19 protein-coding genes are annotated in these 22831 nt (G+C 56.6%); 8 read left to right on the top strand and 11 right to left on the bottom strand.

Annotated features, from left to right (window positions below; all coding sequences use genetic code 11):
- Positions 1 to 32 precede the first annotated feature (32 nt).
- From ACR0JI_RS02735 to iscR, 4 genes are read right to left on the bottom strand one after another with little or no spacing between them, the layout of a single operon-like run.
- Positions 33 to 236: a hypothetical protein gene (locus ACR0JI_RS02735; protein ID WP_480472825.1), complete on the bottom strand. Its 204-nt coding sequence runs from the start codon at positions 234 to 236 to the stop codon at positions 33 to 35.
- A complete protein-coding gene (gene sufB / locus ACR0JI_RS02730) occupies positions 236 to 1756 on the bottom strand; it encodes a Fe-S cluster assembly protein SufB (protein ID WP_480493136.1) in 1521 nt (506 codons plus the stop codon). Before sufB ends, ACR0JI_RS02735 begins: the two co-directional genes overlap by 1 nt.
- A gap of 18 nt (positions 1757 to 1774) precedes the next feature.
- On the bottom strand, positions 1775 to 2854 hold the full coding sequence (locus tag ACR0JI_RS02725; RefSeq protein ID WP_480493135.1) for a cysteine desulfurase family protein: 1080 nt from the start codon (positions 2852 to 2854) through the stop codon (positions 1775 to 1777).
- A 51-nt stretch (positions 2855 to 2905) separates the two neighbouring features.
- Positions 2906 to 3364: a Fe-S cluster assembly transcriptional regulator IscR gene (iscR, locus tag ACR0JI_RS02720; RefSeq protein ID WP_209596301.1), complete on the bottom strand. Its 459-nt coding sequence runs from the start codon at positions 3362 to 3364 to the stop codon at positions 2906 to 2908.
- A gap of 179 nt (positions 3365 to 3543) precedes the next feature.
- Here iscR and ACR0JI_RS02715 point away from each other — a divergent pair, with 179 nt between their 5' ends.
- From ACR0JI_RS02715 to ACR0JI_RS02690, 6 genes are all read left to right on the top strand, one after another.
- Positions 3544 to 4197: an alpha/beta hydrolase gene (locus tag ACR0JI_RS02715; RefSeq protein WP_170424714.1), complete on the top strand. Its 654-nt coding sequence runs from the start codon at positions 3544 to 3546 to the stop codon at positions 4195 to 4197.
- Positions 4197 to 4442: a hypothetical protein gene (locus ACR0JI_RS02710; RefSeq protein WP_480493134.1), complete on the top strand. Its 246-nt coding sequence runs from the start codon at positions 4197 to 4199 to the stop codon at positions 4440 to 4442. Before ACR0JI_RS02715 ends, ACR0JI_RS02710 begins: the two co-directional genes overlap by 1 nt.
- The gene (locus ACR0JI_RS02705) at positions 4439 to 5608 is read left to right on the top strand and encodes an HD domain-containing protein (protein WP_480493133.1); all 1170 of its coding nucleotides are present in this window, start codon (positions 4439 to 4441) and stop codon (positions 5606 to 5608) included. The genes ACR0JI_RS02710 and ACR0JI_RS02705 overlap by 4 nt, the downstream gene beginning before the upstream one ends.
- Before the next feature lie 362 nt (positions 5609 to 5970).
- Positions 5971 to 6306 (top strand): DMT family transporter, encoded by a 336-nt coding sequence (locus ACR0JI_RS02700; protein WP_480472833.1) that lies wholly within the window; start codon positions 5971 to 5973, stop codon positions 6304 to 6306.
- 76 nt (positions 6307 to 6382) lie between these two features.
- Entirely contained in the window at positions 6383 to 8200 is a 1818-nt protein-coding gene (gene typA, locus ACR0JI_RS02695) for a translational GTPase TypA (RefSeq protein ID WP_480472835.1), read from the top strand.
- A 301-nt stretch (positions 8201 to 8501) separates the two neighbouring features.
- Complete coding sequence (locus tag ACR0JI_RS02690) at positions 8502 to 9260, top strand: hypothetical protein (protein WP_480493132.1); 759 nt, start codon at positions 8502 to 8504, stop codon at positions 9258 to 9260.
- Between the two features lie 218 nt (positions 9261 to 9478).
- On the opposite strand, the gene ACR0JI_RS02685 is transcribed toward ACR0JI_RS02690, so the two are convergent.
- The 4 genes from ACR0JI_RS02685 to recA all read right to left on the bottom strand — a co-directional run bounded on the left by ACR0JI_RS02685 (position 9479) and on the right by recA (position 14673).
- A complete protein-coding gene (locus ACR0JI_RS02685) occupies positions 9479 to 10102 on the bottom strand; it encodes a transglutaminase-like cysteine peptidase (RefSeq protein ID WP_480493131.1) in 624 nt (207 codons plus the stop codon).
- Positions 10103 to 10474: 372 nt separating this feature from the next.
- On the bottom strand, positions 10475 to 10762 hold the full coding sequence (locus ACR0JI_RS02680) for a DUF1330 domain-containing protein (RefSeq protein WP_480493130.1): 288 nt from the start codon (positions 10760 to 10762) through the stop codon (positions 10475 to 10477).
- Position 10763: 1 nt separating this feature from the next.
- The gene (gene alaS, locus ACR0JI_RS02675; RefSeq protein ID WP_480472842.1) at positions 10764 to 13436 is read right to left on the bottom strand and encodes an alanine--tRNA ligase; all 2673 of its coding nucleotides are present in this window, start codon (positions 13434 to 13436) and stop codon (positions 10764 to 10766) included.
- Between the two features lie 169 nt (positions 13437 to 13605).
- Positions 13606 to 14673 (bottom strand): recombinase RecA, encoded by a 1068-nt coding sequence (recA, locus tag ACR0JI_RS02670; RefSeq protein WP_480472844.1) that lies wholly within the window; start codon positions 14671 to 14673, stop codon positions 13606 to 13608.
- Positions 14674 to 14865: 192 nt separating this feature from the next.
- Here recA and ACR0JI_RS02665 point away from each other — a divergent pair, with 192 nt between their 5' ends.
- Positions 14866 to 15459, top strand: coding sequence for a sulfotransferase family 2 domain-containing protein (locus ACR0JI_RS02665; protein ID WP_480493129.1), 594 nt, complete (start codon positions 14866 to 14868; stop codon positions 15457 to 15459).
- A gap of 4 nt (positions 15460 to 15463) precedes the next feature.
- On the opposite strand, the gene ACR0JI_RS02660 is transcribed toward ACR0JI_RS02665, so the two are convergent.
- The 3 genes from ACR0JI_RS02660 to guaB all read right to left on the bottom strand — a co-directional run bounded on the left by ACR0JI_RS02660 (position 15464) and on the right by guaB (position 20563).
- The gene (locus tag ACR0JI_RS02660; RefSeq protein ID WP_480493128.1) at positions 15464 to 17755 is read right to left on the bottom strand and encodes an ATP-binding response regulator; all 2292 of its coding nucleotides are present in this window, start codon (positions 17753 to 17755) and stop codon (positions 15464 to 15466) included.
- 108 nt (positions 17756 to 17863) lie between these two features.
- Complete coding sequence (locus ACR0JI_RS02655) at positions 17864 to 19021, bottom strand: RsmB/NOP family class I SAM-dependent RNA methyltransferase (protein ID WP_480493127.1); 1158 nt, start codon at positions 19019 to 19021, stop codon at positions 17864 to 17866.
- 93 nt (positions 19022 to 19114) lie between these two features.
- A complete protein-coding gene (guaB, locus tag ACR0JI_RS02650; protein WP_480493126.1) occupies positions 19115 to 20563 on the bottom strand; it encodes an IMP dehydrogenase in 1449 nt (482 codons plus the stop codon).
- A gap of 217 nt (positions 20564 to 20780) precedes the next feature.
- On the opposite strand from guaB, the gene ACR0JI_RS02645 reads away from it, so the two are divergent.
- Positions 20781 to 22826 carry an ASKHA domain-containing protein gene (locus ACR0JI_RS02645; protein WP_480476741.1) on the top strand — a complete coding sequence of 682 codons (2046 nt, stop codon included), beginning with the start codon at positions 20781 to 20783 and terminating at the stop codon, positions 22824 to 22826.
- Positions 22827 to 22831 lie beyond the last annotated feature (5 nt).

Genomic DNA, 22831 nt, shown 5'->3' with positions numbered 1-22831 from the left:
TATCGCAAGGGGCGTCTTGGCCCCGCATTGTTCTAGCCCAGTAATCTGCGGATCAGTCTGGCGAGGATCCAACCCAGGACCGCCCCGCCACCTACCGCCCAAACCGGGTTGATGAATTCCATGTAATGGGTGTTGACGTAGGCCACGCCAAGCAGACCGCCCAGAACCGGCAATGCGTACCCAAGCCAAGTCAACACATCATCCTTACGGATGCGGGTTCTGGGTGACTGCGTCATCACCCAACCGACCCTTCAAGTGAGATGGCCACCAACTGCTGTGCTTCCATCGCAAACTCCATCGGAAGCGCCTGAAGCACGTCCTTGCAGAACCCGTTGACCACCAGGGCCACGGCTTCTTCCTCGTCCATGCCGCGCTGACGGCAGTAGAACAGCTGATCGTCATCCACTTTTGACGTCGTCGCCTCGTGCTCAACGCGGCTCGAGTTGTTCTTGACCTCGATATAGGGAACCGTATGTGCACCGCATTTGTCGCCGATCAACAGACTGTCACACTGTGTGTAGTTCCGGCTGTCCTTGGCTTTCGGGTGCATCGACACAAGCCCACGATAGGTGTTCTGGGCCTTGCCCGCGCTGATGCCCTTGGACACGATGCGCGACTTGGTGTTCCTGCCCAGATGAATCATCTTGGTGCCGGTGTCGGCCTGTTGATAATTGTTGGCAATAGCGATCGAATAGAACTCACCCTGGCTTTCATTGCCGCGCAGGATGCAGGACGGGTATTTCCATGTCACGGCCGATCCGGTTTCCACCTGCGTCCACATCACCTTCGACCGGTCACCCCGGCAGTCGGCGCGTTTGGTCACGAAGTTATAGATACCGCCCTTGCCGTTTTCATCCCCCGGAAACCAGTTCTGAACAGTCGAGTATTTCACCTCGGCATCTTCTTCGACGATGATCTCGACCACGGCAGCATGCAGTTGTGCCGTGTCACGTTGGGGTGCGGTACAGCCTTCCAGATATGAGACGTACGAGCCCTTGTCAGCAATGATCAGGGTGCGTTCGAACTGACCGGTGTTCTCGGCGTTGATGCGGAAATACGTGCTTAGTTCCATCGGGCAGCGAACGCCCGGCGGGATGTAGACGAATGAGCCATCCGAGAATACAGCTGAATTCAACGTTGCATAGAAGTTGTCCGATACGGGAACTACAGTGCCCAGATACTTCTTGACCAGCTCAGGATGCTCTTTGATTGCCTCAGAGATCGAGCAGAAGATCACGCCTGCCTTTTTCAGTTCGGCCTGAAAGGTGGTACCCACGGAAACCGAGTCAAACACTGCATCGACCGCTACCTTGCGGCCTTCGGCAGGTGCATCCTCTGTACCTTCGACACCAGCCAGAATCATCTGTTCTTTCAGAGGGATACCAAGCTTTTCGTAAGTGGCGAGCAGCTTTGGATCAACCTCATCCAGAGATTTGGGTTTCTCTTCCATCGATTTGGGGCGGGCATAGTAATACTGGTTCTGAAAATCGATTGGCGGATAGTGAACCATTGCCCATTTGGGCTCTTCCATTTTGGTCCAACGCTCGAACGCGGCCAAACGCCATTCGGTCATCCACTCAGGCTCATCGTTTTTCCCCGAGATCAGACGGACGATATCAGGGTTCACGCCTTTGGGGGCGTATTCCATCTCGATATCGGTATTCCAGCCATATTTATATGTGCCGACCTCACGAACCGCATCCACGGTTTCCTGATCGACACCTTCTTTCACCTGGGTCTGGTCCAAAGTGGCCATGACTTACCCTCCGTCAGATCACGCAGCCCGCGCGCGATGCTTTTTCTCTTTTTCAAGCCACGTTTCGGCGAAACGCAGCACATCTTCTTCCGTCGTCTCTGGCCCCAACGAAACGCGGATTGCGCATGAGGCCACCGTCTCATCAAATCCCATTGCCGTCAGAACCCGACTGGTTTTGACTTTGCCGCTGGAACAGGCGGATCCCGCACTGATGGCAAAGCCAGACAAGTCCATCTGCATCACCTGCGTTTCGCCTTTCCAGCCGGGCGTCGCGAAACACAGGGTATTCGGGAGTCGCTCCTGATTTTTCCCGACAAAAATAGTAGATATTGCACCAGCCTCAAGGGCGTTTTCTAGAATATTTCTAAGTTCTCTGACTTTTTCCCATACTCCATCAGCCAGATCGCGTTGAGCTGCCTCGGCAGCCGCGCCAAAACCGGCAATACCCACCACATTTTCAGTGCCGGATCTTCGCCCCATCTCCTGACCGCCACCGCTGGCCAAAGGTTCGATATCGATACCTTGCCGCAGGATCAAAGCGCCAACACCTTTTGGCCCGCCAATCTTATGCGCCGACAGGATCGCCATATCTGCGCCACTCCAGGCAAAGGAAAACGGAATGCGTCCAACAACCTGCGTAATATCCAGCAACAGCCAATCAGCGCGCCGCGTGCCATAGGGCCACTGGTTCTCAACTTTCTGAGGCGGCTGCGTGATGACTCCGGTCTCAGAGTTCGCTAGCCCCATCGCCAATATGTGCCCGGGGCCAAAAGGATGCTCGCTGCAATGGGTCAAGTCGAAATGCGACCACAGCGCATCGTGGGCGGTGCTGTCGACAAAGACGTCGCAGCCTTCGGGGCGGTTTTGCAGAACCCGCGCTGCTTCGGTCGCGCCAGAGGTAAATATGACCTCTTGCGGACGGCAACCGACGGACTCGGCGACCTGCGCCCGCGCGCGTTCGACCAACGCTTTTGCGGCACGCCCTTCTGCATGAACAGATGACGGGTTCCCGACCACATCCATCGCCGCGATCATCGCCTCGCGTGCTTCGGGTCGCAGCGGTGCGGTCGCATTATGATCCAGATAAACACGTTTCATGGATACATCTTTTCTCGCACAGTAGTCATATGCATGTTCGACTTGCCCAGCTCATTCATCGACGACGGAAAACAGGCTTGGAACTGCCGGGCAAGGCGCAAGGTCATTCCTGATCACATCCGACAGACGCGTCTGGTGCAAAAAGACATAAACATGCGCGCTCAGGCTTTCCCACAAACGGTTCGTCAGGGATTGCGCCCTGCTGCCCGATGACGCACCGGATGCTCCGGCCCCTTTTTGCAGGGCGTCAACCGTCTCATCCACGGCCGCAAGAACCTCGACTACGCGAATCTCGGACGCGGGACGTGCAAGACGATACCCCCCCCCGGGCCCACGGACAGATGCAACCAGTTCCGCGCGACGCAGCTTGACGAAGAGCTGTTCAAGATACGGCAGAGAAATGTCCTGCCGTTCCGAGATTTCGCCCAGGGTTACCAGCCGGTCTGTTGGCTGAAGCGCGATATCCGCCAAGGCGACCATTGCGTAACGCCCTTTGGTCGAAAGCTTCATTCTCTGCCCCTTTTTAGACGGATCTGCGCGAAATCATTGACGCCGACGCTGCCAGTGCGTATCTCCGACTGGCAGCGCGATTGCGCCAAGCAATGTAATTAGAACCGTTCTAAGGTGTCCGACGATTATAGTCAAGTATATCCGGATGCCCGCACGAAAATGACAGGACCAAAGCACACATGCCCGAGGTGATTTTTCCCGGACCCGAAGGCCGCCTGGAAGGCCGCTACCACCCGCAAAAGGAAAAAGACGCACCGATCGCCATCGTGCTTCACCCGCATCCTCAGTTCGGCGGGACCATGAACAACAAGGTGGTCTATAACCTGCACTATGCCTTTTACAACATGGGCTTCACAGTGCTGCGTTTTAACTTCCGCGGCGTCGGTCGCAGTCAGGGCGAATATGATCAAGGTGTTGGCGAGCTGAGCGATGCGGCATCTGCGCTGGATTACCTGCAATCCATGAACAACAACTCGAAACACTGCTGGGTTGCGGGCTTTTCGTTTGGGGCGTGGATCGGAATGCAGTTGCTGATGCGCCGCCCGGAAATCACGGGTTTCATCAGCGTGTCGCCGCCTGCCAACATGTATGACTTTTCCTTCCTTGCGCCCTGCCCGTCTTCGGGCCTGATCATCAACGGATCGGCTGACCGTGTGGCACCACCAGCAGACACCACCGCGCTGGTCAACAAACTGCACGAGCAAAAAGGGATTACGATCACCCATAACGAGGTTGAGGGCGCGGATCATTTCTTCCAGGATCGCCACATGGACACGCTGATCACAGATGTCAGCGACTATGTGAAACGTCGGCTGACCGAGAACACCCGCTAATGTCCGACACCATCACATCGCTTGCGGCCAAACTGGCCGAAGATACGATGAAGGTTATGGACGAAACCGGCGAAGACCGGTTCTTTGTAGAAGTGGGTCAGGTTCTTGGTGCGGCGTCTCAATCTTTGGAAGAGGCATTCCTGACGGAAATTCGCGTGCGTCTGGCTGAACGCAAGGCACGACAATTCGTGATCAAACGCCTCGCCGCGCATCGCGCGAAACTCAAGGCGATCGAAAAGCAATGACCGACCGCCTTGTTGCGCAGGTCGCGTTTCTGAAACGGGCCGACAGTCTGAAACTGGTCGAGCGGGCAAATGTCCTGCTTGACCAATCGAGGCCCGAAAACTCCGCCGAACACAGCTGGCACTTGGCATTGTGGGCAATGGTCATGGCACCACTGGCCGGGCCGGACATCTCGGTCGACCGGGTCATCCGCATGTTGCTGCTGCATGATCTGGTTGAGATCGTGACAGGTGATCACCCGATTCACCTCGACACGGATTGGGGCAACGTGGCTGAGGCTGAACAGGCCGCCGCACAGGAATTGTTTGGCCTGTTGCCCGACGAACAAGCACAGGAATTTCTTTCGCTCTGGCGTGAGTTTGAGGCGGATCAGACCCCGGATGCCCGGTTTGCCAAGATTCTGGATCGCTGCCAGCCGCTGTTTCAGGTTCTGTGCGCCACCGACCCGCGGCAGGATCATGTAGAAATTGCGCGGTCGAACCTGGCGGACGGGCGCGCATCGTATCTGGCCCTTGCGTTTCCGCTGGCCCACCAACATGCCACAAACCTCTTGAATAACTCGGACCCTCAGGAGGACGCATTCACGAGAAGATTGGCGTTTCTTACAGAAGCGGACCAGTTGAAATCCGTTCTGCGCGCGTCACGCCTGATGGCCAGCGACCGGTTCGAAAACTCGGCGGAACATTCTTGGCATGTCATGCTCTATGCCTGGGTATTGGCGGAATACGCGCATTCGGATGTTCAGTTGGACCGAATACTACAGATGTTGCTTTTGCACGATGTTGTCGAAATCGACGCGGGCGACCACCCGATCCACGGTCATGTCGACCACGCGGAACAGGAAGCCAAGGAACAGGCCGCCGCCAAACGATTGTTTGGCCTTCTGCCTGACTGTCAACACCGGTCATTTACTGAACTATGGCATGAGTTTGAGGCGGCTGAGACCACAGAAGCCAGATTTGCAAAGGCTGTTGATCGTTTTCAGACACCCATAGCAAATCTGGAAACAGGTGGCGGGTCATGGGTCGAATACAGCGTTAAATTCGATCAGATTGTTACGCGTGTCCGACCCGCAATTGCAGCGGGAGCGCCTCAGCTGTGGGACTGGCTGCAACCCCAACTGGTTGCGCATTTTGAATACTGTGAAACACGCGACCCTCAGGCATAAAAAAAGGAGCCTGAAGGCTCCTTTTTTCTTGCTTGGTTTCTAGCGGCGTTCAAAAAACACTACTACCATCAAACTGTTGAACCAAGTTGGCTGCATTCACTTCGACGGACCCCCCGTCAGCAAGCCACCCAATCGCCACTATCAGAGCCGAAGCAAATATCATTGATTTCGCAAATAACGTCATCGCTCAAAACTCGTTAACAAAATTAAAAAATATGGGGCAAATATTACATTCATTCGACTGAAAAAACAGTCAGGTATACCTGACCCAAGGTAATCTTGTAGACTGCATGGCGGTCGACGTATTTCACTCACGCAAATCGCCATCTAGCCACCCGACCCACCCTTTTCGAGGTACTCAAATGCCCCAAGCCTATCTGTATTTGTTGCTGGCTGTGCTGGCGGAAACCATTGGCACGACGGCCTTGCAAGCCAGCCAGCAGTTTTCGCGGTTCTGGCCATCCGTGATTGTTGTCGTTGGGTATGCGTTTGCATTTTACCTCATGGCGCTGACGCTGAAGGTCATGCCTGTCGGTATCGTTTATGCAATCTGGTCCGGTCTCGGTATATTCCTGATCGCCGTGATCGGATTCATCGTGTTCGGCCAAAGGCTGGATTGGCCTGCGATCCTGGGGTTGACGTTGATCTTGTCCGGAATCCTGATCATTCACCTCTTTTCAAGGACTGCCGGACACTGAACCACGGTTAGGGCTGGTATATCTTGCCGCGCCACGTTATGCGCGCGGCAACTTCCCGTTCAAAGGCTGACCTCTCATGGACCTGCGCAACATCGCAATCATCGCTCACGTGGACCACGGCAAAACAACCCTGGTCGACGAGCTGCTCAAACAATCCGGTGCATTCCGGGAAAATCAGGCCGTCGCGGAACGTGCCATGGACAGTAACGACCTGGAGCGTGAACGCGGCATCACCATCCTGGCAAAGGCCACGTCGGTCGAGTGGAAAGACACACGCATCAATATCGTAGACACCCCTGGTCACGCCGATTTCGGAGGCGAGGTCGAGCGCATCCTCAGCATGGTCGACGGTGTTGTTCTGTTGGTGGACGCCGCAGAAGGCCCGATGCCCCAGACCAAGTTTGTAACGTCCAAGGCACTGGCGTTGGGCTTGCGTCCGATCGTGGTCCTGAACAAGGTCGACAAGCCGGACGCCGAACCTGACCGCGCGCTGGACGAGTGCTTTGACTTGTTCGCCAATCTCGGTGCGGATGACGACCAGTTGGATTTCCCTTCAATGTACGCCTCGGGCCGTTCTGGCTGGGCGGATATGGAGCTGGACGGCCCCCGCAAGGACTTGAGCGCACTATTCGACTTGATCGTCGATCATGTCCCTGCCCCGAAACAGATCGAACACAAAAATGAACCCTTCCGGATGCTGGCCACGACGCTGGGAAGCGATCCCTTCATCGGCCGTATCCTGACTGGCCGCGTCGAAAGCGGAACGCTGAAGGCTGGCGACAGCCTCAAGGCGCTTAGCCGCGATGGTTCGGTCATCGAAAACTTCCGTGCCACGAAAATCTTGGCGTTCCGGGGCCTGGGTCAACAGCCCATTGACGTGGCCGAAGCAGGCGACATCGTGACCATCGCTGGCATGAGCAAAGCCACCGTAGCGGATTCGCTGGTAGCTCCTCAGGTCACTGAGGCCCTGCCCGCGCAGCCCATCGATCCGCCGACCATCACCGTGACCTTCGGTATCAATGATTCTCCGTTGGCGGGCCGTGATGGCAAGAAAGTTCAATCACGCGTCATTCGAGACCGCCTGATGAAGGAAGCCGAATCGAACGTCGCCATCCGTGTCACCGACACCCCGGGCGGTGAGGCGTTCGAGGTTGCGGGCCGCGGCGAGCTGCAAATGGGCGTTCTGATCGAGAACATGCGCCGAGAAGGCTTTGAACTCAGCATCTCGCGCCCGCAGGTTCTGTTCCGTGAGGAAGACGGGCAGCGGCTTGAGCCCATCGAAGAAGTCACCATCGACGTGGATGACGAGTATTCTGGTTCCGTTATTGAGAAGGTTACCGGCGCGCGTAAGGGTGAACTGGTCGAGATGCGCCCGGCCGGTACGGGCAAGACGCGGATCATCGCCCATGTCCCGTCCCGTGGTCTGATTGGTTACCACGGCGAATTCCTGACCGACACGCGCGGTACCGGTGTACTGAACCGTGTGTTCCATGACTGGGCGCCACATAAAGGGCAAATTCCGGGCCGTCGCGCAGGCGTTCTGATCTCGATGGAGAAAGGTCAGGCTGTGGCTTATGCGCTTTGGAACCTGGAAGAGCGTGGCCGCATGTTTGTTGGTCCGCAAACAGACGTGTATCAGGGTATGGTGATCGGCGAACACTCACGCGACAACGATCTGGAAGTGAACCCTCTTAAAGGCAAGAAGCTGACAAACGTGCGCGCCAGTGGAACCGACGACGCGGTCCGCTTGACGCCGCATATCCAGTTCTCATTGGAGGAGGCAATTGCCTATATCGACGATGATGAACTGGTGGAAGTCACACCAAACGCGGTGCGGCTGCGGAAGCGTTTTCTTGACCCGCACGAGCGTAAGCGGATGGCCAAATCCGCCTAGAACACCCTCAGGTTGCAAACTGACCAAACGGAAACAATGGCATTATTGTGGCATTTTTGCTTCCAGTATGACAAAAGACGAAATCAGAAAAACCGGGCGCCCTGCCCGGTTTTTACTTGAAAAATAACACTTTTCTCTACATGGTTGAAGACTTCTGACGCAAACCTCATCAACAAGATATTGTAGACGCCCTCAAATTATGGTCAAAACACGTCAGAAGTGTGACGTCCTTCACAAACACCGATACGGGAATGGTGCATAGAGGGTCGTAGTTTAGTTATCGAGTTCCAAGGAGTTAAAAATGGGTAATAGAGCTCGCAAGTTTCCACTATTTTTTGTTGCGACAACTTTTCTGCTTTCACCTGCCGGTGAAACCTTTGCCGCTGGGACATGTACGGTTGCAACAGCACGGCAATCCGCTGCGTCCGCTCAGGTTTTGTGCGAATGCGATGCTGTGACATCCGGCATGATCCGCTACATTCAACGTCGGCATGACTTCGATCAGATCCTGGCGCGCGTCGGTGCAGAATGCGCCCCGCTGGCAGGCCTGCTAAGTGACTTCCCGACCGCATCAATCGGTGTCTCAGACCAGAGATCCGGGGACGGACCTTCCCAGGAAAACGGCACGCCCCCCAATGGCGGCGGCGGTAACCCAACCGGAGGCGAAGAGCCTGGTGGCGAAAAGCCCGGCGGTGAAAAGCCCGGTGGCGAAAAGCCCGGTGGCGAAAAGCCTGGTGGCGAAAAGCCCGGCGGTGAAAAGCCCGGTGGCGAAAAGCCCGGTGGCGAAAAGCCCGGTGGCGAAAAGCCAGGCGGTGAAAAGCCCGGCGGTGAAAAGCCCGGTGGCGAAAAGCCTGGCGGTGAAAAGCCCGGTGGTGAAAAGCCCGGTGGTGAAAAGCCCGGTGGTGAAAAGCCAGGCGGTGAAAAGCCCGGTGGCGAAAAGCCCGGTGGCGAAAAGCCCGGCGGTGAAAAGCCCGGCGGTGAAAAGCCCGGCGGTGAAAAGCCCGGTGGCGAAAAGCCCGGTGGCGAAAAGCCAGGCGGTGAAGAGCACGAAGAAGACTGATAGGGACGAAACCGAGTATCAGCGAACCGGGCCTAGGAAAGCGGAGCGTATTCGACAGCATAAGCTTTGCTGGTCAAGGCTTCGGGGCTAGAATACGTCGATACGCAAAACGTTCGGATTAATCCGTCCAAACGTCAGGTCAAAGACTACACTCTTGGGCGCAGATTAAATCTGCGTCCAAGGGCAGGAATTTGTGTATGTCGAAGATTCCGCTGAGATCAGCTGCGCCCGTAAACGCCAACCCATTGACTGGGCCGCTTCGGGTCTTGCATGCGCAGGAACAGATAGCGCGTAGCTGTCCAGGGCTTGATCCGGTTTGTGAGATTGTCCAAGATCAGGTCGCCCTGCGCCGAGCGGTAAACCAGAACCGCATGAGGTGTCCGGCGTGTGTCCAGTACGGTTGCAATCAAAAGCTTACTTGGATCAACCCCCGCATGGATCAGATCTCTTTTCTTCAACAATGCAAAGTCTTCACAATCACCGCCTCTGGGTGTTGGCAATGCCCATCGCTCGCGCGTTTTGTACTGAGACTGATCCGTAACTTCCCGGGTCGACGCATTCACGCGACGATTCACTTGATTTACCACCGTCAGCTCTTGGTGGCTGGACAACGTTACCGAACGTTTCGCAGTGCAAGCCCAGTTATATTGGTTGCATAGGTTGATTGCACCTGAAGGCGGAGGCGAAGACGCAACGGTAGGGATAAAAACGCCGTCGGATGCCTGCGCGACAGGTGCGGACGCTATGACACCGATACACACGGTGCAGATGCCCAATGCGCGCGACGCAACCAATGCAAGCACTGCAACACACCTCTTGGGTAAATTCGTTAATGAAATCATGCGAGGTCCCCGATCCGATGTTCTTCGAGCGATTGCATGTCCAACTGCACCACATTCTGTTTCTTGAAACTATCTGTGATCAGGTGTTACGCGCAATCTTTTGAGAACCTGCAAGGGAAACAGGGCAAAAATTCGTCCGAGAATCTGACAATTTTACGTAAGAAATTTGTTGGCGCGGCCACAATTTGGTCAGGAACCATTCGGTAGAACGTGAGAACCGGAAGATAAGATATTGAAACCTAACAATTATATAAAAAACAGCCCGCTATCGCGGGCTGATCGGCATCAACCAAACATGACATAAGCCGAATCTTGCTTATCCACTGCCGGTTTTCTTGAAATTATCAGTGCCTTGGAAGCAAGGCCCAAATGTCACTCAGTGATTTCTACCACAATCAGTTCACGCTCGCTTGCGCCGCGCGCGTGATTCAGGGCTTGCTGGTACTCATCCGAGTTATAGCATTCAACCGCAGCCTCCAGCGACGGGAAGTGCGCCACTACGTTTCGTGGACGTTCCTTGCCTTCCAGCTGAACGTATCGCGCAGCACGGGCGATAAACTCGCCCCCGTGCTTGGCGATGGCCGGTCCGGCCAGTTCGGCGTATTTGCCGTAAGCCTCGGCGTCTGTCACCGTGACATGCGCAATCCAAAGAGCAGGCATATTATCCTCCCAAAACCTGTTGTGCGGCCTTGATTGCCGCATCTGCATTTGATGCATCCTTGCCACCGCCCTGGGCCATGTCAGGACGGCCGCCGCCACCTTTTCCGCCCAACTCGATCACGGCCGCTTTTACTAGATCCACCGCCGAAATCCGTCCGGTCAGGTCTTCTGTCACACCTGCCGCAACGGCCGCCTTGCCGCCCGTATCCGCAATCAGCAGCACCGCACCCGATCCAAGTCGGCTTTTGTGTTCGTCGATCAACGCAGGAAGGTCCTTGCCTGAAACACCGCTGAGGGCTTGCGCTAGGAATTTCACGCCATTTACATCCCGCGCCTCGGCACCACCGCCCTGACCGGCCCCGCCAGCCATAGCCAGATCCCGGCGCAACTGAGCCACTTCGTTCTGCAAGGCCTTGCGTTCGTCCAGAAGGCTTTTCACGCGCGCCACCACGTCGTCCGGTTGCGCTTTCAGTTCCGATGCGACCTGAGCCAGACGTTGATCTTGCGCCGAAAGATAGCGGAAGGCTTCATCGCCGGTCAGCGCTTCGATCCGGCGCACACCAGCACTGCTGGCGCTGTCACCCAACACAACAAAGGTGCCGATATCACCTGTCTGGCTCACATGTGTGCCGCCACAGAGTTCTATCGACCACGTATCTCCGTCATGACCTTTTCCTGTTGGCGCCTTGCCCATAGAGACAACACGAACCTCGTCACCATATTTCTCGCCGAACAGGGCCTGGGCACCCAATGCGCGCGCGTCGTCGGGTGTCATGACCCGGGTTTCAACAGTCGAATTCTGGCGGATGAAATCGTTCACCTCACGTTCGACTTTTTGGATTTCCTCCAGGCTCAGCGCTTTGGAATGACTGAAGTCGAACCGCAGACGATCCGCCGCGTTCAGCGAACCGCGCTGCGCCACGTGATCACCCAGCGTTTCGCGCAATGCTTCATGCAGCAGGTGCGTGGCCGAGTGATTGGCGCGAATGGCGGAACGGCGGGCATGATCAACCTCAAGCTCTACCGCGTCGCCCTTGCAAATGACTCCGCTTTGAACCGCCACCTTATGAGCATAGACCTTGCCGTCAGCAAACTTCCTCGTGTCCTCCACGCGGCTCAGGTGATCGCGATCCTCCAGCCGACGCAACGCGCCAGTATCACCGACCTGACCACCGGCCTCTCCATAGAACGGGGTCTGGTTCACGACGACCCAACCGCTGCTGCCCGCGTCGATCTTGTCGACCAGTGCACCATCAACAACGAGGGCAGCAACCTGCGCTTCGGCTTTCTCGGTATCGTAGCCCAGGAAATCCGTCGCACCGGCGGTATCCAGCACATCGAACCATACGACCTGATCCGCCGCTTCACCTGACCCGGCCCATGCGGCACGTGCCTTGGCCTTTTGTTCGGCCATCGCGGTATCAAAACCGTCCGTGTCGACGCTCAGGCCCTTTTCACGCAGCGCATCCTGCGTAAGATCCAGTGGGAAGCCATAAGTGTCGTAAAGCTTAAAGGCCGCTTCACCTGACAGGGGTGCCCCCTCGGAAAGCCCCGAAACCTCATCATCCAGCAACTTCAGACCACGGTCCAGTGTCTGCTTGAACCGGGTTTCTTCCAGCAGCAGCGTCTCTTCGATAAGCGGTTGCGCCTGTTTCAGTTCAGAATAATGCCCGCCCATCTGCTGCACCAGTGTAGGCACCAGGCGATGCATGACAGGATCCTTGGCACCCAGCAGGTGCGCATGGCGCATGGCACGGCGCATGATCCGGCGCAGAACGTATCCGCGGCCGTCATTGCTGGGCATCACACCGTCTGCAATCAGGAACGAGGTCGAACGCAGGTGATCCGCGATCACCCTGTGATGCACGTTCTGGTCGCCATAGGGATCGACACCGGTCGCATCCGCCGAAGCCTCGATCAGGGTCTTGAACAGGTCGGTGTCATAATTGTCATGGCTGCCCTGCAACAGCGCCCCAATCCGTTCGAGCCCCATACCGGTGTCGATGGACTGCAAGTCAAGCTCGACCATCGAGCCATCTTCGAACTGCTCGTTCTGCATGAAAACGACGTTCCAGATTTCGATGAACCGGTCGCCATCTTCCTCGGGTGATCCCGGAGGGCCACCCCAGATGTGATCGCCGTGATCATAGAAAATCTCAGTGCACGGACCGCAAGGTCCGGTCGGGCCCATCTGCCAGAAATTGTCATTGGTGGCGATGCGGATGATCCGGTCCTCGGGCACACCGACCTTCTTCCAGATTTCAAAGGCTTCATCGTCGGTATGGTAGACCGTGGTCAACAGGCGGGTCTTGTCGATACCGAATTCCCTGGTGATCAGCTCCCATGCAAAAGGGATCGCTTCATGTTTGAAGTAATCCCCGAATGAGAAGTTCCCCAGCATCTCAAAAAACGTGTGGTGACGCGCCGTATAGCCAACATTGTCAAGGTCGTTGTGCTTGCCGCCCGCACGCACACATTTCTGGGCCGTGGTGGCGCGTTTGTAATCGCGGGTTTCCAGACCGGTGAACAAGTTCTTGAACTGCACCATGCCTGAGTTCACGAACATCAACGTCGGGTCATTGCGCGGCACCAGCGGGCTGGACGCGACGACCTCATGCCCTTGTTTTTCAAAGTAGTTCAGAAAAGTCGATCGGATGTCGTTCAGGGTTGGCATAGGGCTCTCTCGGCGCACATATATCTTGGTCTCCGTTGGTTTAGCCCCCCGTCAAGTGAGTGTCCACAGCAGAGGCACTCTGGAACGAAACAAGGCGACCCGATCAGGCCGCCTTGTTACAACTGTTGCAGTCTTTACGCAGAGGCTACGGATCACCCGCCTCAGGGCATCAGGCCTCCAGAATATCGTCATCCTCGGCAAACCCTGGCGACAAGTCGAATTCCAGCCCATGCGCCGCGCGGATCTTGTCTTCGATATCCAACGCCACCCGGCTGTTTTCCCGCAGGTATTGTTTGGCGTTCTCACGCCCCTGCCCGATCCGCTCATCACCATAGCTGAACCAAGACCCGGACTTTTCGACAACACCGGCTTTGACACCCAAATCCAGCAATTCGCCCATCTTCGAGATGCCTTCGCCATACATGATGTCGAACTCGACCTGCTTGAACGGCGGGGCCACCTTGTTCTTCACAACTTTTACGCGGGTCTGGTTCCCGACCACCTCATCCCGGTCCTTGATCGCGCCAATCCGGCGGATATCCAGCCGAACCGAGCTATAGAATTTCAGCGCGTTGCCACCAGTTGTGGTTTCCGGACTGCCGAACATTACGCCGATCTTCATCCGGATCTGGTTGATGAAGATGACCATGCAGTTCGAGCGGCTGATCGAGCCTGTCAGTTTGCGCATTGCCTGGCTCATCAGCCGGGCCTGCACACCGACACTGCTGTCGCCCATGTCCCCTTCGAGTTCCGATTTCGGCGTCAGGGCAGCGACCGAGTCGACAACAACCATATTGACCGCGCCCGAGCGCACCAGAGTATCCGTGATTTCAAGCGCCTGCTCACCGGTATCGGGCTGCGAGATCAGAAGCTCATCCAGATCAACACCCAGCTTGCGGGCATATTGCGGGTCCAGAGCGTGTTCCGCATCCACGAACGCGCAAACTCCACCCCGCTTTTGCTGCTCAGCTATACAATGAAGGGTCAAAGTGGTTTTGCCCGAGCTCTCAGGCCCATAAATCTCAACAATACGCCCCATCGGCAGTCCGCCGATACCCAGCGCGATATCCAGACCCAGCGACCCGGTCGAGCTCGCCTCGATGTCCTGCCGGGCATCTTCTCCCAGCTTCATGATCGACCCCTTGCCGAACTGCCGTTCGATCTGGGCCAGCGCACTGTCGAGCGCCTTTTGCTTGTCTGCGTTTTTCTTGTCGCTCATTGTCAGAAGATCCGCCATTGTCCTGTCGCCTTCCCTTTTGTCACACCCTTAATCGGGCGGCAATCGCTGCTTTGTTCGCCTCTTGTTCCTTATGAGATCAAAAAGAGAACATTTCAACTAAAACTTACAGATATCAGTCTTCTGCAATTGTGTTAAAGAGTCGTTTACGACAATCTGCACAAGTAACATGGCAACCTTGGGAACCAATAAATGCTTGTTTTTTATAAAGAACGACTTGCTTTTCTTTCAGTCCCCAAGACCGGAAGCACGGCTTATCACACGGCGTTGCGTGACCGGGCCGATCTCATCGTGACACATCCACCTGAGCTGAAACACGCCCCGGTGCGTCGGTATGACCGGTTTTTCCAGACCATGTTTCGAAAACTGTTTGATACCGAGATGGAAATTATGGCCATTGTGCGCGAACCGTTGGATTGGCTGGGCAGCTGGTACCGGTTTCGCAGTCGTGAAGACTTGATAGGTCAACCGCGCTCGACACGTGACATGAGTTTTGACGCATTCGTGCAAGCCTATTTGCTGGACACACGTCCCGAGTTCGCCAATGTCGGCAGCCAGGCGCAATTCTTCCGTACCCGCAACGACAGTTCTGGCGCTCGTCATATCTTCAAATACGAACATCAAGACAAGGTGTTAGACTTTCTGCAAGCACGTCTGGACATGCAGATCGACCTGAAGCGCGAAAACGTATCGCCTCCGGGAGATTTGCATCTGTCACCTGCTACCGAACAGAAGTTTCGAAATGCCTGCCCGGAAGAATTTGCGCTGCACAAAGCCGCATTGTGATCCATCAGTTAAGTTGTTGAAACACGGCCTCTGTCAGTTGGCTGAGGGAAAACGGTTTGGGCAGAAAGGTTGAGTTGGCAATATCCGGACCGGTATCACCGAAAACGCCTTCGGTATACCCGGACACGAAAATCACACGCGCATCCGGGCGCGTCTCCATGGCCTTGCGCACCCAAGTGGGCCCGTCCATTCCTGGCATGACAACATCTGTGACGAATATATCAACACTTAACGCGGAATCTTCAAGCAGTCGAAGCGCCTCTTCCGCCGAGTCCGCCTCGAGCACGGTGTAACCCTTCAGTCGCAGGGCGCGGGTCGCAAAGGCGCGAACAGGCGCCTCATCCTCGACCAGCAGCACCACGCCTTCGCTCTGCCTGGCGCTCCGGGCTTCGGGCTGGACTGGCGATTCAGTTTCGACCTCGGACGTCGTCGCGCAAACCGGAAGAAAGACAGTGAACTCGGTGCCCCGTCCAATTGCGCTGTCGACAAAGATAAACCCACCGGTTTGCTTTACGATCCCGTAGGCTGTTGACAACCCCAACCCGGTGCCCTCACCAGTTCGTTTCGTGGTGTAGAAGGGTTCGAAAATCTTCTGCAGCTTATCTGCTGGGATACCAACACCGCCATCCACAACCTTGACTGTCACATAGTCGCCCGGTTGTACGGTTGCCCTGTCCCGCATGAGAGGCTGCAAAAGGGTCAACACACTGGTTTCAATGCGAATTTCACCACCGTCCGGCATGGCATCTCGTGCGTTAACGACAAGGTTCATCAGCACCTGCTCAAGTTGACGCTTGTCCGCCCGCACGGGTTTGAGCACCGGATCGTGGCTCAGCGTCAATTGCACCTTCTCGCCAACCAAACGGTTCAGCAGGTGAATAAGGTCCGAGATCGTGTCACGCAGATCCAACACTTCCGGCCTGAGGGTCTGTTTTCGCGAAAACGCCAAAAGCTGACTGACCAGCGCGGCGGCCCGGTTGGCATTCTGATTGATCTGCACCAAATCCCCGTAGTCCGGGTCATTCTGGTCATGGCGCAACAGCAGCAGATCGCAGTGACCGGAAATGGCCGTCAGCAGGTTGTTGAAATCATGTGCAACACCTCCGGCCAATTGCCCTACGGCCTGCATCTTCTGGCCCTGAACGAATTGAGCTTCCAGAGTCTTCAGTTCAGTCGCATCGTTCAGAACCGCGATCAGGCATATCTTTCCATCGACAAACACACGGCTCAGGGTGACTTGAACAAAGATTTCCTTGTCGTCCCTAATGAACTGCAAAAACTCTGATCGCTGCGTTTCTTCATGCGCCTCGGTTCGTTTCAACCAATCCAGCACAGGGCCCCCTACGCCCCGCATGATGTCGCTGATGTTACTGCCTTCAAGCTGCTTCTTTCCCAACAGTTTCGCCGCCAGCCGATTACTGTCCAGAATGATGCCGTCCTCGGAAAGTCTGAGGATTGGAACCGGAAGGTCAGAGAAGGACATGACCGCATCCTGTGCGGGCATCTGCGTAATCGGTAACAAACAAAGGCTTCGTTCCGACCCGGATTGAGAAAATTCGGACACGGCTGCCAGAATATGACCATCGCGGGTCCTGACTGCGTTGACAGCCCCGGTCCGCGGTTCGGCTTCGCTGAAAATATCCTGCGCCCTGGCAGGGTGCGCACCAAACAAACGCTCGGCCGTGGCATTGACGCGCAATACGTCACCTGCGCGTCCAAGGGTTACGACCGGCAAGCCAAGGGTTTGCCAGCTATCCTGTTGAACACAGCTAAAGTTCCAGTAGAACAGTCCCGGCCGCAATCGGTGCACGGAAACCGAAATAGTCCGATCGCCACCGGGAAACTCGCTCTGGGCGCTTCCTGTGGATTGCGCCCGCGATTGTAGGCTCAACAAGATCGCCGAAGGGTTAGCAAACCTGGAGCGCAAACAGCGGGCTAGGTTTTCGCCTCGTATGGCCCCCAGCTTTTTGTCCGCCAGGACGTTCGCGGCCAATATGTCACCATACCCGTTTGAGATCACGACCGGAGCATCCTCGCGCTCTGCGAAAGCGGCCAAAAGGGCTGATATCTGTTGCAAATGCCTGTTCGTAATCGCCCCCTTGATCCCAAACAAGAGCGCCACAACCAAAAGGGAAATGCCTGTTGCCAGCAAACCTTTTGTCCAATCCGACGGCAGAAACCCAACCGCAGGTGCCAGGCTGATCAACAGCGCCACAAACACTAACGACCCGATCCGAAACACCGATGGAGTATTGGCGGCTGAAGGGGCTGGAACAAATTCAGTGATGTCAGGCATAAACGGCTCGGGCACAGGTTTTGCGGTAATAACAGGTAGAATTGGTTAACACTCGCCTAACGGCGCTAAAAAACAAATCAGCTACCCTGGGTTGTATTTACCGAAAGATCAGCGCGTCAAGTGTGACGTAAAGAACCCGTCGGACCCGCGTGTTACCTGCCATGCCTGCCGGAAGGTTTCACGCCAGCCCGCATGTTGCGCCAGAAACCTGTCGACAACCGCATCGTTCTCGTCGGCAAGAACCGAGCATGTCGCATATGCCAGCACTCCACCTGCTTGGACGAACGGCGTGATTTGTGCAAGAATGTCAGCTTGGATGAGCGTGAGATCTTGCAAACGTTCTTCAGTCAATGCCCATTTACCTGCTGGTGCGCGCCGCCACGAACCGCTGCCGGAACACGGGGCGTCGGCCAAAATGACGTCAAAAGGCCCGTGATTGGCAAGCTCTGTGTTGTTCAGGATGGTTATTCTGGCCCCTGCCCGTTCTGCCCGCGCTGGAATATCCTTCATTCGGCGCGCGTTCACATCATGAGCGTAAACCTCGACACCCTTGTTGGCCGCAATCGCAAGCGACTTGCCACCGCCCCCGGCGCAATAGTCCAAAACGCGCATTCCCGGGCGCAGATCCAAGGCAGCAACAACCGCCTGACTTGCCGCATCCTGAAGCTCGACCAGGCCCTGAGCGTATGCCTGACTTAGCGCGATCCGGCGCGCGCCCTCTGTCACCTCCAGCCCGGTGTCACATATTGGCGTTGGACGGGCTGAAATACCGTCGGTTGCCAAAGCATCAATCGCCCGGGTTACATCCGTTTTTAACATATTGACCCGCAGAAAAACCGGGGCGCGTTCCTGCAATGCCAATGCGCAAGGAACGGCGGCATCGTTCAAGGATGCGACGAACTTTGGCCACAGCCATTCGGGAAAATCATATCTCTCGGCTTCGGATGCAAAATCCCTTGATACTTCGTTATTTTGAAGGGCTTCGGGCGCGTGGCGGTCGCCGGTAAACAACTCAATCGAATCTTCACCCGATGCGCGAATGGCGCCGATCATCAGGCCGCGGCCAGTTCCGGAACCACCCAACGCAGCAAACGAGCGTTTGCACCGCAAAGCGTCAAACACATGATCGCGAATAGCTGCCCGATCCTTGGAGCCCGCAAACCTGCTGCGCCGCGCCCAGCCAGTCAGCGCCTTTTCAACCGGGGCCCCGGCGAGAATTTCATCCAGAATTTCAATCGAGGCCTGAACGCGGGCAGCAGGTGTCATCACGGATTACCTTGGCTGAAACAGGCCGTGACAGGCCAATCCAAAATCACTACGGCACCCCGTGCATGGGTGCCGTATGTCATGCGCAACGGCTTACATCAGCCGGTAGTTCGGGCTTTCACGTGTGATCTGAACATCGTGTACGTGGCTCTCTTTCAGACCTGCGCCCGTGATCTTTACGAATTGGCAGTTTCTGCGCATCTCTTCGACAGTCGCGCAGCCGGTGTATCCCATCGCAGCGCGCAAACCACCAACAAGCTGGTGGATCACTGCGCTGGCTGATCCTTTGTACGGAACCTGCCCTTCGATCCCTTCGGGTACCAGCTTGTCATTTGCCGCGTCCTTCTGGAAATACCGATCCGCCGATCCGCGCGCCATCGCACCAAGACTGCCCATACCGCGATAGGATTTGAACGACCGGCCCTGATACAAAATGACCTCACCCGGGCTTTCATCTGTGCCCGCGATCATCGAACCGACCATGGCGCAAGACGCGCCGGCCGCAATTGCCTTGGCAAAATCGCCCGAGAACTTGATGCCACCATCCGCAATGACTGGAACATCCCCCGCCGCAGCCGCACAATCACTGATCGCGGTCAGCTGAGGGACACCAACGCCCGCCACCATGCGAGTTGTACAGATCGAGCCGGGGCCAATGCCCACCTTGATGGCGTCAGCACCCGCGTCGATCAGCGCCTTGGTCGCCTCGCCTGTGGCCACGTTTCCGGCAATGATCTGAACCTCGTTCGACAGAGTCTTGACCCGTCTGACCGCATCCAGCACGCCCTGAGAATGACCATGCGCCGTATCGACGACGATGATATCCACGCCCGAAGCCACCAGCTGCTCGGACCGCTCAAAACCCGCGTCCCCAACCGAAGTCGCGGCAGCCACTCGCAGGCGGCCAAGCCGGTCTTTGCACGCAGTTGGATTCAGAACCGCCTGTTCGGTGTCTTTCAGCGTTAGCAGACCTGTCAGTTTTCCCGTGCCGTCGACCACCAGCAGCTTTTCGATACGACGGGCCCGCATCAGGCTTTTGGCTTCTTCCAGATCGGCGGGTTCTTTCAGCATTGCCAGGTATTCCGAGGTCATCATCGCCTTGATCGGCGTGTCGTCGGAATTGGCAAAGCGCATATCCCGGTTGGTTACGATACCAACCACGCGGCCATCCGCGTCAACTACCGGGAAGCCGGTGAAATTATAGCGCTCGACCAGAGCCTTCGCATCGGCCAGGGTTTGATCCGCGCGCAAGGTAACAGGGCTATAGACGATACCCGACTCGAACCGTTTGACGCGGCGAACCTCGCGAGACTGCTCTTCTACGGAAAGGTTCTTGTGGATGACCCCAATACCGCCTGCCTGTGCCATGGCAATGGCCATGCGCGCCTCGGTTACCGTGTCCATAGCCGAGCTCAGCAGCGGGATGTTCATGGTAATCTCACGCGTAACACGCGTGGTTGTGTCCGCTGTTGCCGGCAGCACTGAAGATGCGGCCGGAACCAGAAGAACGTCGTCAAAGGTGAGTGCCTCACGAATCTGCATCTGAATACCCCATGCAAAAGCCCGTTTGGCGGTGACCCTATTGCATGGATTGAACCAAAGGAAAAGCCCTTGGGGGCAACTCTGTGGCTCCAGTTGCCTATACAGCCAAAGAAAACGACGCATGCCGCGCAAATCGTGCCGCTGTTGGCCCTTTCCCTTTGCGCTCAAACCCATATCTTGCCGGGAAAACGCGCGAACACAAAAAGGCATGTCACTCATGACCACCGACCCACTTGTCGTCTTTACCCCGTCCGGCAAACGCGGGCATTTTCCTGTCGGCACGCCAATTCTAACCGCAGCCCGCCAATTGGGAGTGGATCTGGATTCGGTCTGCGGGGGCCGTGGTATCTGTTCAAAGTGTCAGATCACCCCAAGCTATGGCGAGTTTCCCAAGCACGGCGTCACGGTGGCCCAGGATGCGCTGAGCGAATGGAACGCGGTCGAGCAGCGATATGACGACAAGCGTGGCCTGAAACCCGGTCGTCGTCTGGGCTGTCAGGCCTCGGTTCAGGGCGATGTCGTGATCGACGTGCCGCCGGAAAGCCAGGTACATCGTCAGGTCGTTCGCAAAGCCGCCACCGCACGCGCCATCACCATGGATCCGGCAACTCGTCTGTATTTCGTGGTGGTCGAAGAACCCGACATGCATTCGCCAACCGGTGATCTGGAGCGCCTTGAACGCGCGCTGCGCGAACAGTGGAATATTGACGCGGTCACGGCGGACCTGTCACTTTTGTCCAAGTTGCAACCGGTTCTGCGCAAAGGCAAATGGGAAGTCACTGTGGCCGTTCACAAAGGTCACAAGGACAGCGTCGCACGCATTGTCGAAATCTGGCCCGGCTTGCACGAAGGCGGGCTGTATGGGCTGGCCATCGACCTTGGCTCAACTACGATTGCGGCTCACCTGACCGACTTGGAAACCGGCGAGGTCAAGGCCTCATCGGGCCTGATGAACCCGCAAATCCGCTTTGGCGAAGACCTGATGAGCCGTGTTTCATATTCCATGATGAACCCCGGCGGGGATCAGGAAATGACAAAAGCCGTGCGCGAGGCGATCAATGATCTGACCACCTCAATCGCTGAAGAAGCCGGCATTGACACCGCGCTGATCGTGGAAACGGTGTTTGTCTGCAACCCGGTCATGCACCATCTGCTTCTGGGTCTGGACCCGGTGGAGCTGGGTCAGGCGCCTTTTGCCTTGGCATCGTCCGAGTCGATGTCCCTGCCCGCACGCGAGATGGAACTGACCAACATGAACCCTCGCGCGCAGGTCTATATCCTACCTTGCATCGCGGGCCATGTAGGCGCGGATTGTGCGGCGGTTGCCCTGTCCGAGGAACCCGGTATTTCCGAGGATTTGGTTCTGATCGTCGATGTGGGCACCAATGCCGAAATCCTGCTGGGCAACACCAGCCGAGTTCTGGCCTGTTCCTCACCCACCGGGCCTGCGTTTGAAGGCGCTCAGATCAGTTCTGGCCAGCGCGCAGCACCCGGCGCGATCGAGCGGATCGAAATCGATCCCCTCACCAAGGAACCCCGCTTTCGCATCATTGGGTCCGAGAAATGGTCGGACGAAGACGGCTTTGACCTTGATGTCGCCACCACTGGTATCACCGGTATCTGCGGCTCGGGCATTATCGAAGCTGTGGCCGAGATGCGTATGGCCGGCCTTCTGGATGAAAGCGGCCTGATCGGATCGGCCGAGCAGACTGGAACGGCCCGCTGCATCCCCGAAGGCCGCACTCACGCTTACCTGATTCACGATGCCAGCGCCGAAGGTGGCCCCCGCATCACTGTCACGCAAGGCGACATCCGCGCCATCCAACTGGCCAAATCCGCGCTTTATGCCGGTGCGCGTCTGCTGATGGACGAGATGGAAGTCGACAAGGTGGATCGAGTGGTTCTGGCCGGTGCCTTTGGCGCCCATATTTCAACCAAGCACGCAATGGTTCTGGGCATGATCCCTGATGCTCCGCTGGACAAGGTCACCAGCGCGGGTAACGCCGCTGGTACAGGCGCGCGGATTGCGCTGTGCAATATCGGATCACGCGCTGAAATCGAACGCGTCGTGCGCGAGATCACCAAGATCGAAACCGCAATTGAGCCGAAGTTCCAAGATCATTTCGTGGCCGCCAACGCGATCCCGCACAAGACCGATCCGTTCCCGGAACTGGCGCAGGTTGTCACGTTGCCCAATCCAAGCTTCAACACAGGCGGAGAAAGCGAAACAGGCGGTGGACGCCGCCGCAGACGCCGCGGTTAAACCAG

The sequence above is a fragment of the Ruegeria sp. N10 genome (assembly GCF_056531545.1).
The sequence above is the reverse complement of the archived record's forward strand: the minus strand, read 5'-3'. Positions and strand labels throughout refer to the sequence as shown.

Excerpts from the sequence above, each read along its gene's own strand:
- ACR0JI_RS02735 (WP_480472825.1), bottom strand. The coding sequence starts at position 236 with ATGACGCAGTCACCCAGAACCCGCATCCGTAAGGATGATGTGTTGACT.
- sufB (WP_480493136.1), bottom strand. The coding sequence starts at position 1,756 with ATGGCCACTTTGGACCAGACCCAGGTGAAAGAAGGTGTCGATCAGGAA.
- ACR0JI_RS02725 (WP_480493135.1), bottom strand. The coding sequence starts at position 2,854 with ATGAAACGTGTTTATCTGGATCATAATGCGACCGCACCGCTGCGACCC.
- iscR (WP_209596301.1), bottom strand. The coding sequence starts at position 3,364 with ATGAAGCTTTCGACCAAAGGGCGTTACGCAATGGTCGCCTTGGCGGAT.
- ACR0JI_RS02715 (WP_170424714.1), top strand. The coding sequence starts at position 3,544 with ATGCCCGAGGTGATTTTTCCCGGACCCGAAGGCCGCCTGGAAGGCCGC.
- ACR0JI_RS02710 (WP_480493134.1), top strand. The coding sequence starts at position 4,197 with ATGTCCGACACCATCACATCGCTTGCGGCCAAACTGGCCGAAGATACG.
- ACR0JI_RS02705 (WP_480493133.1), top strand. The coding sequence starts at position 4,439 with ATGACCGACCGCCTTGTTGCGCAGGTCGCGTTTCTGAAACGGGCCGAC.
- ACR0JI_RS02700 (WP_480472833.1), top strand. The coding sequence starts at position 5,971 with ATGCCCCAAGCCTATCTGTATTTGTTGCTGGCTGTGCTGGCGGAAACC.
- typA (WP_480472835.1), top strand. The coding sequence starts at position 6,383 with ATGGACCTGCGCAACATCGCAATCATCGCTCACGTGGACCACGGCAAA.
- ACR0JI_RS02690 (WP_480493132.1), top strand. The coding sequence starts at position 8,502 with ATGGGTAATAGAGCTCGCAAGTTTCCACTATTTTTTGTTGCGACAACT.
- ACR0JI_RS02685 (WP_480493131.1), bottom strand. The coding sequence starts at position 10,102 with ATGATTTCATTAACGAATTTACCCAAGAGGTGTGTTGCAGTGCTTGCA.
- ACR0JI_RS02680 (WP_480493130.1), bottom strand. The coding sequence starts at position 10,762 with ATGCCTGCTCTTTGGATTGCGCATGTCACGGTGACAGACGCCGAGGCT.
- alaS (WP_480472842.1), bottom strand. The coding sequence starts at position 13,436 with ATGCCAACCCTGAACGACATCCGATCGACTTTTCTGAACTACTTTGAA.
- recA (WP_480472844.1), bottom strand. The coding sequence starts at position 14,673 with ATGGCGGATCTTCTGACAATGAGCGACAAGAAAAACGCAGACAAGCAA.
- ACR0JI_RS02665 (WP_480493129.1), top strand. The coding sequence starts at position 14,866 with ATGCTTGTTTTTTATAAAGAACGACTTGCTTTTCTTTCAGTCCCCAAG.
- ACR0JI_RS02660 (WP_480493128.1), bottom strand. The coding sequence starts at position 17,755 with ATGCCTGACATCACTGAATTTGTTCCAGCCCCTTCAGCCGCCAATACT.
- ACR0JI_RS02655 (WP_480493127.1), bottom strand. The coding sequence starts at position 19,021 with ATGACACCTGCTGCCCGCGTTCAGGCCTCGATTGAAATTCTGGATGAA.
- guaB (WP_480493126.1), bottom strand. The coding sequence starts at position 20,563 with ATGCAGATTCGTGAGGCACTCACCTTTGACGACGTTCTTCTGGTTCCG.
- ACR0JI_RS02645 (WP_480476741.1), top strand. The coding sequence starts at position 20,781 with ATGACCACCGACCCACTTGTCGTCTTTACCCCGTCCGGCAAACGCGGG.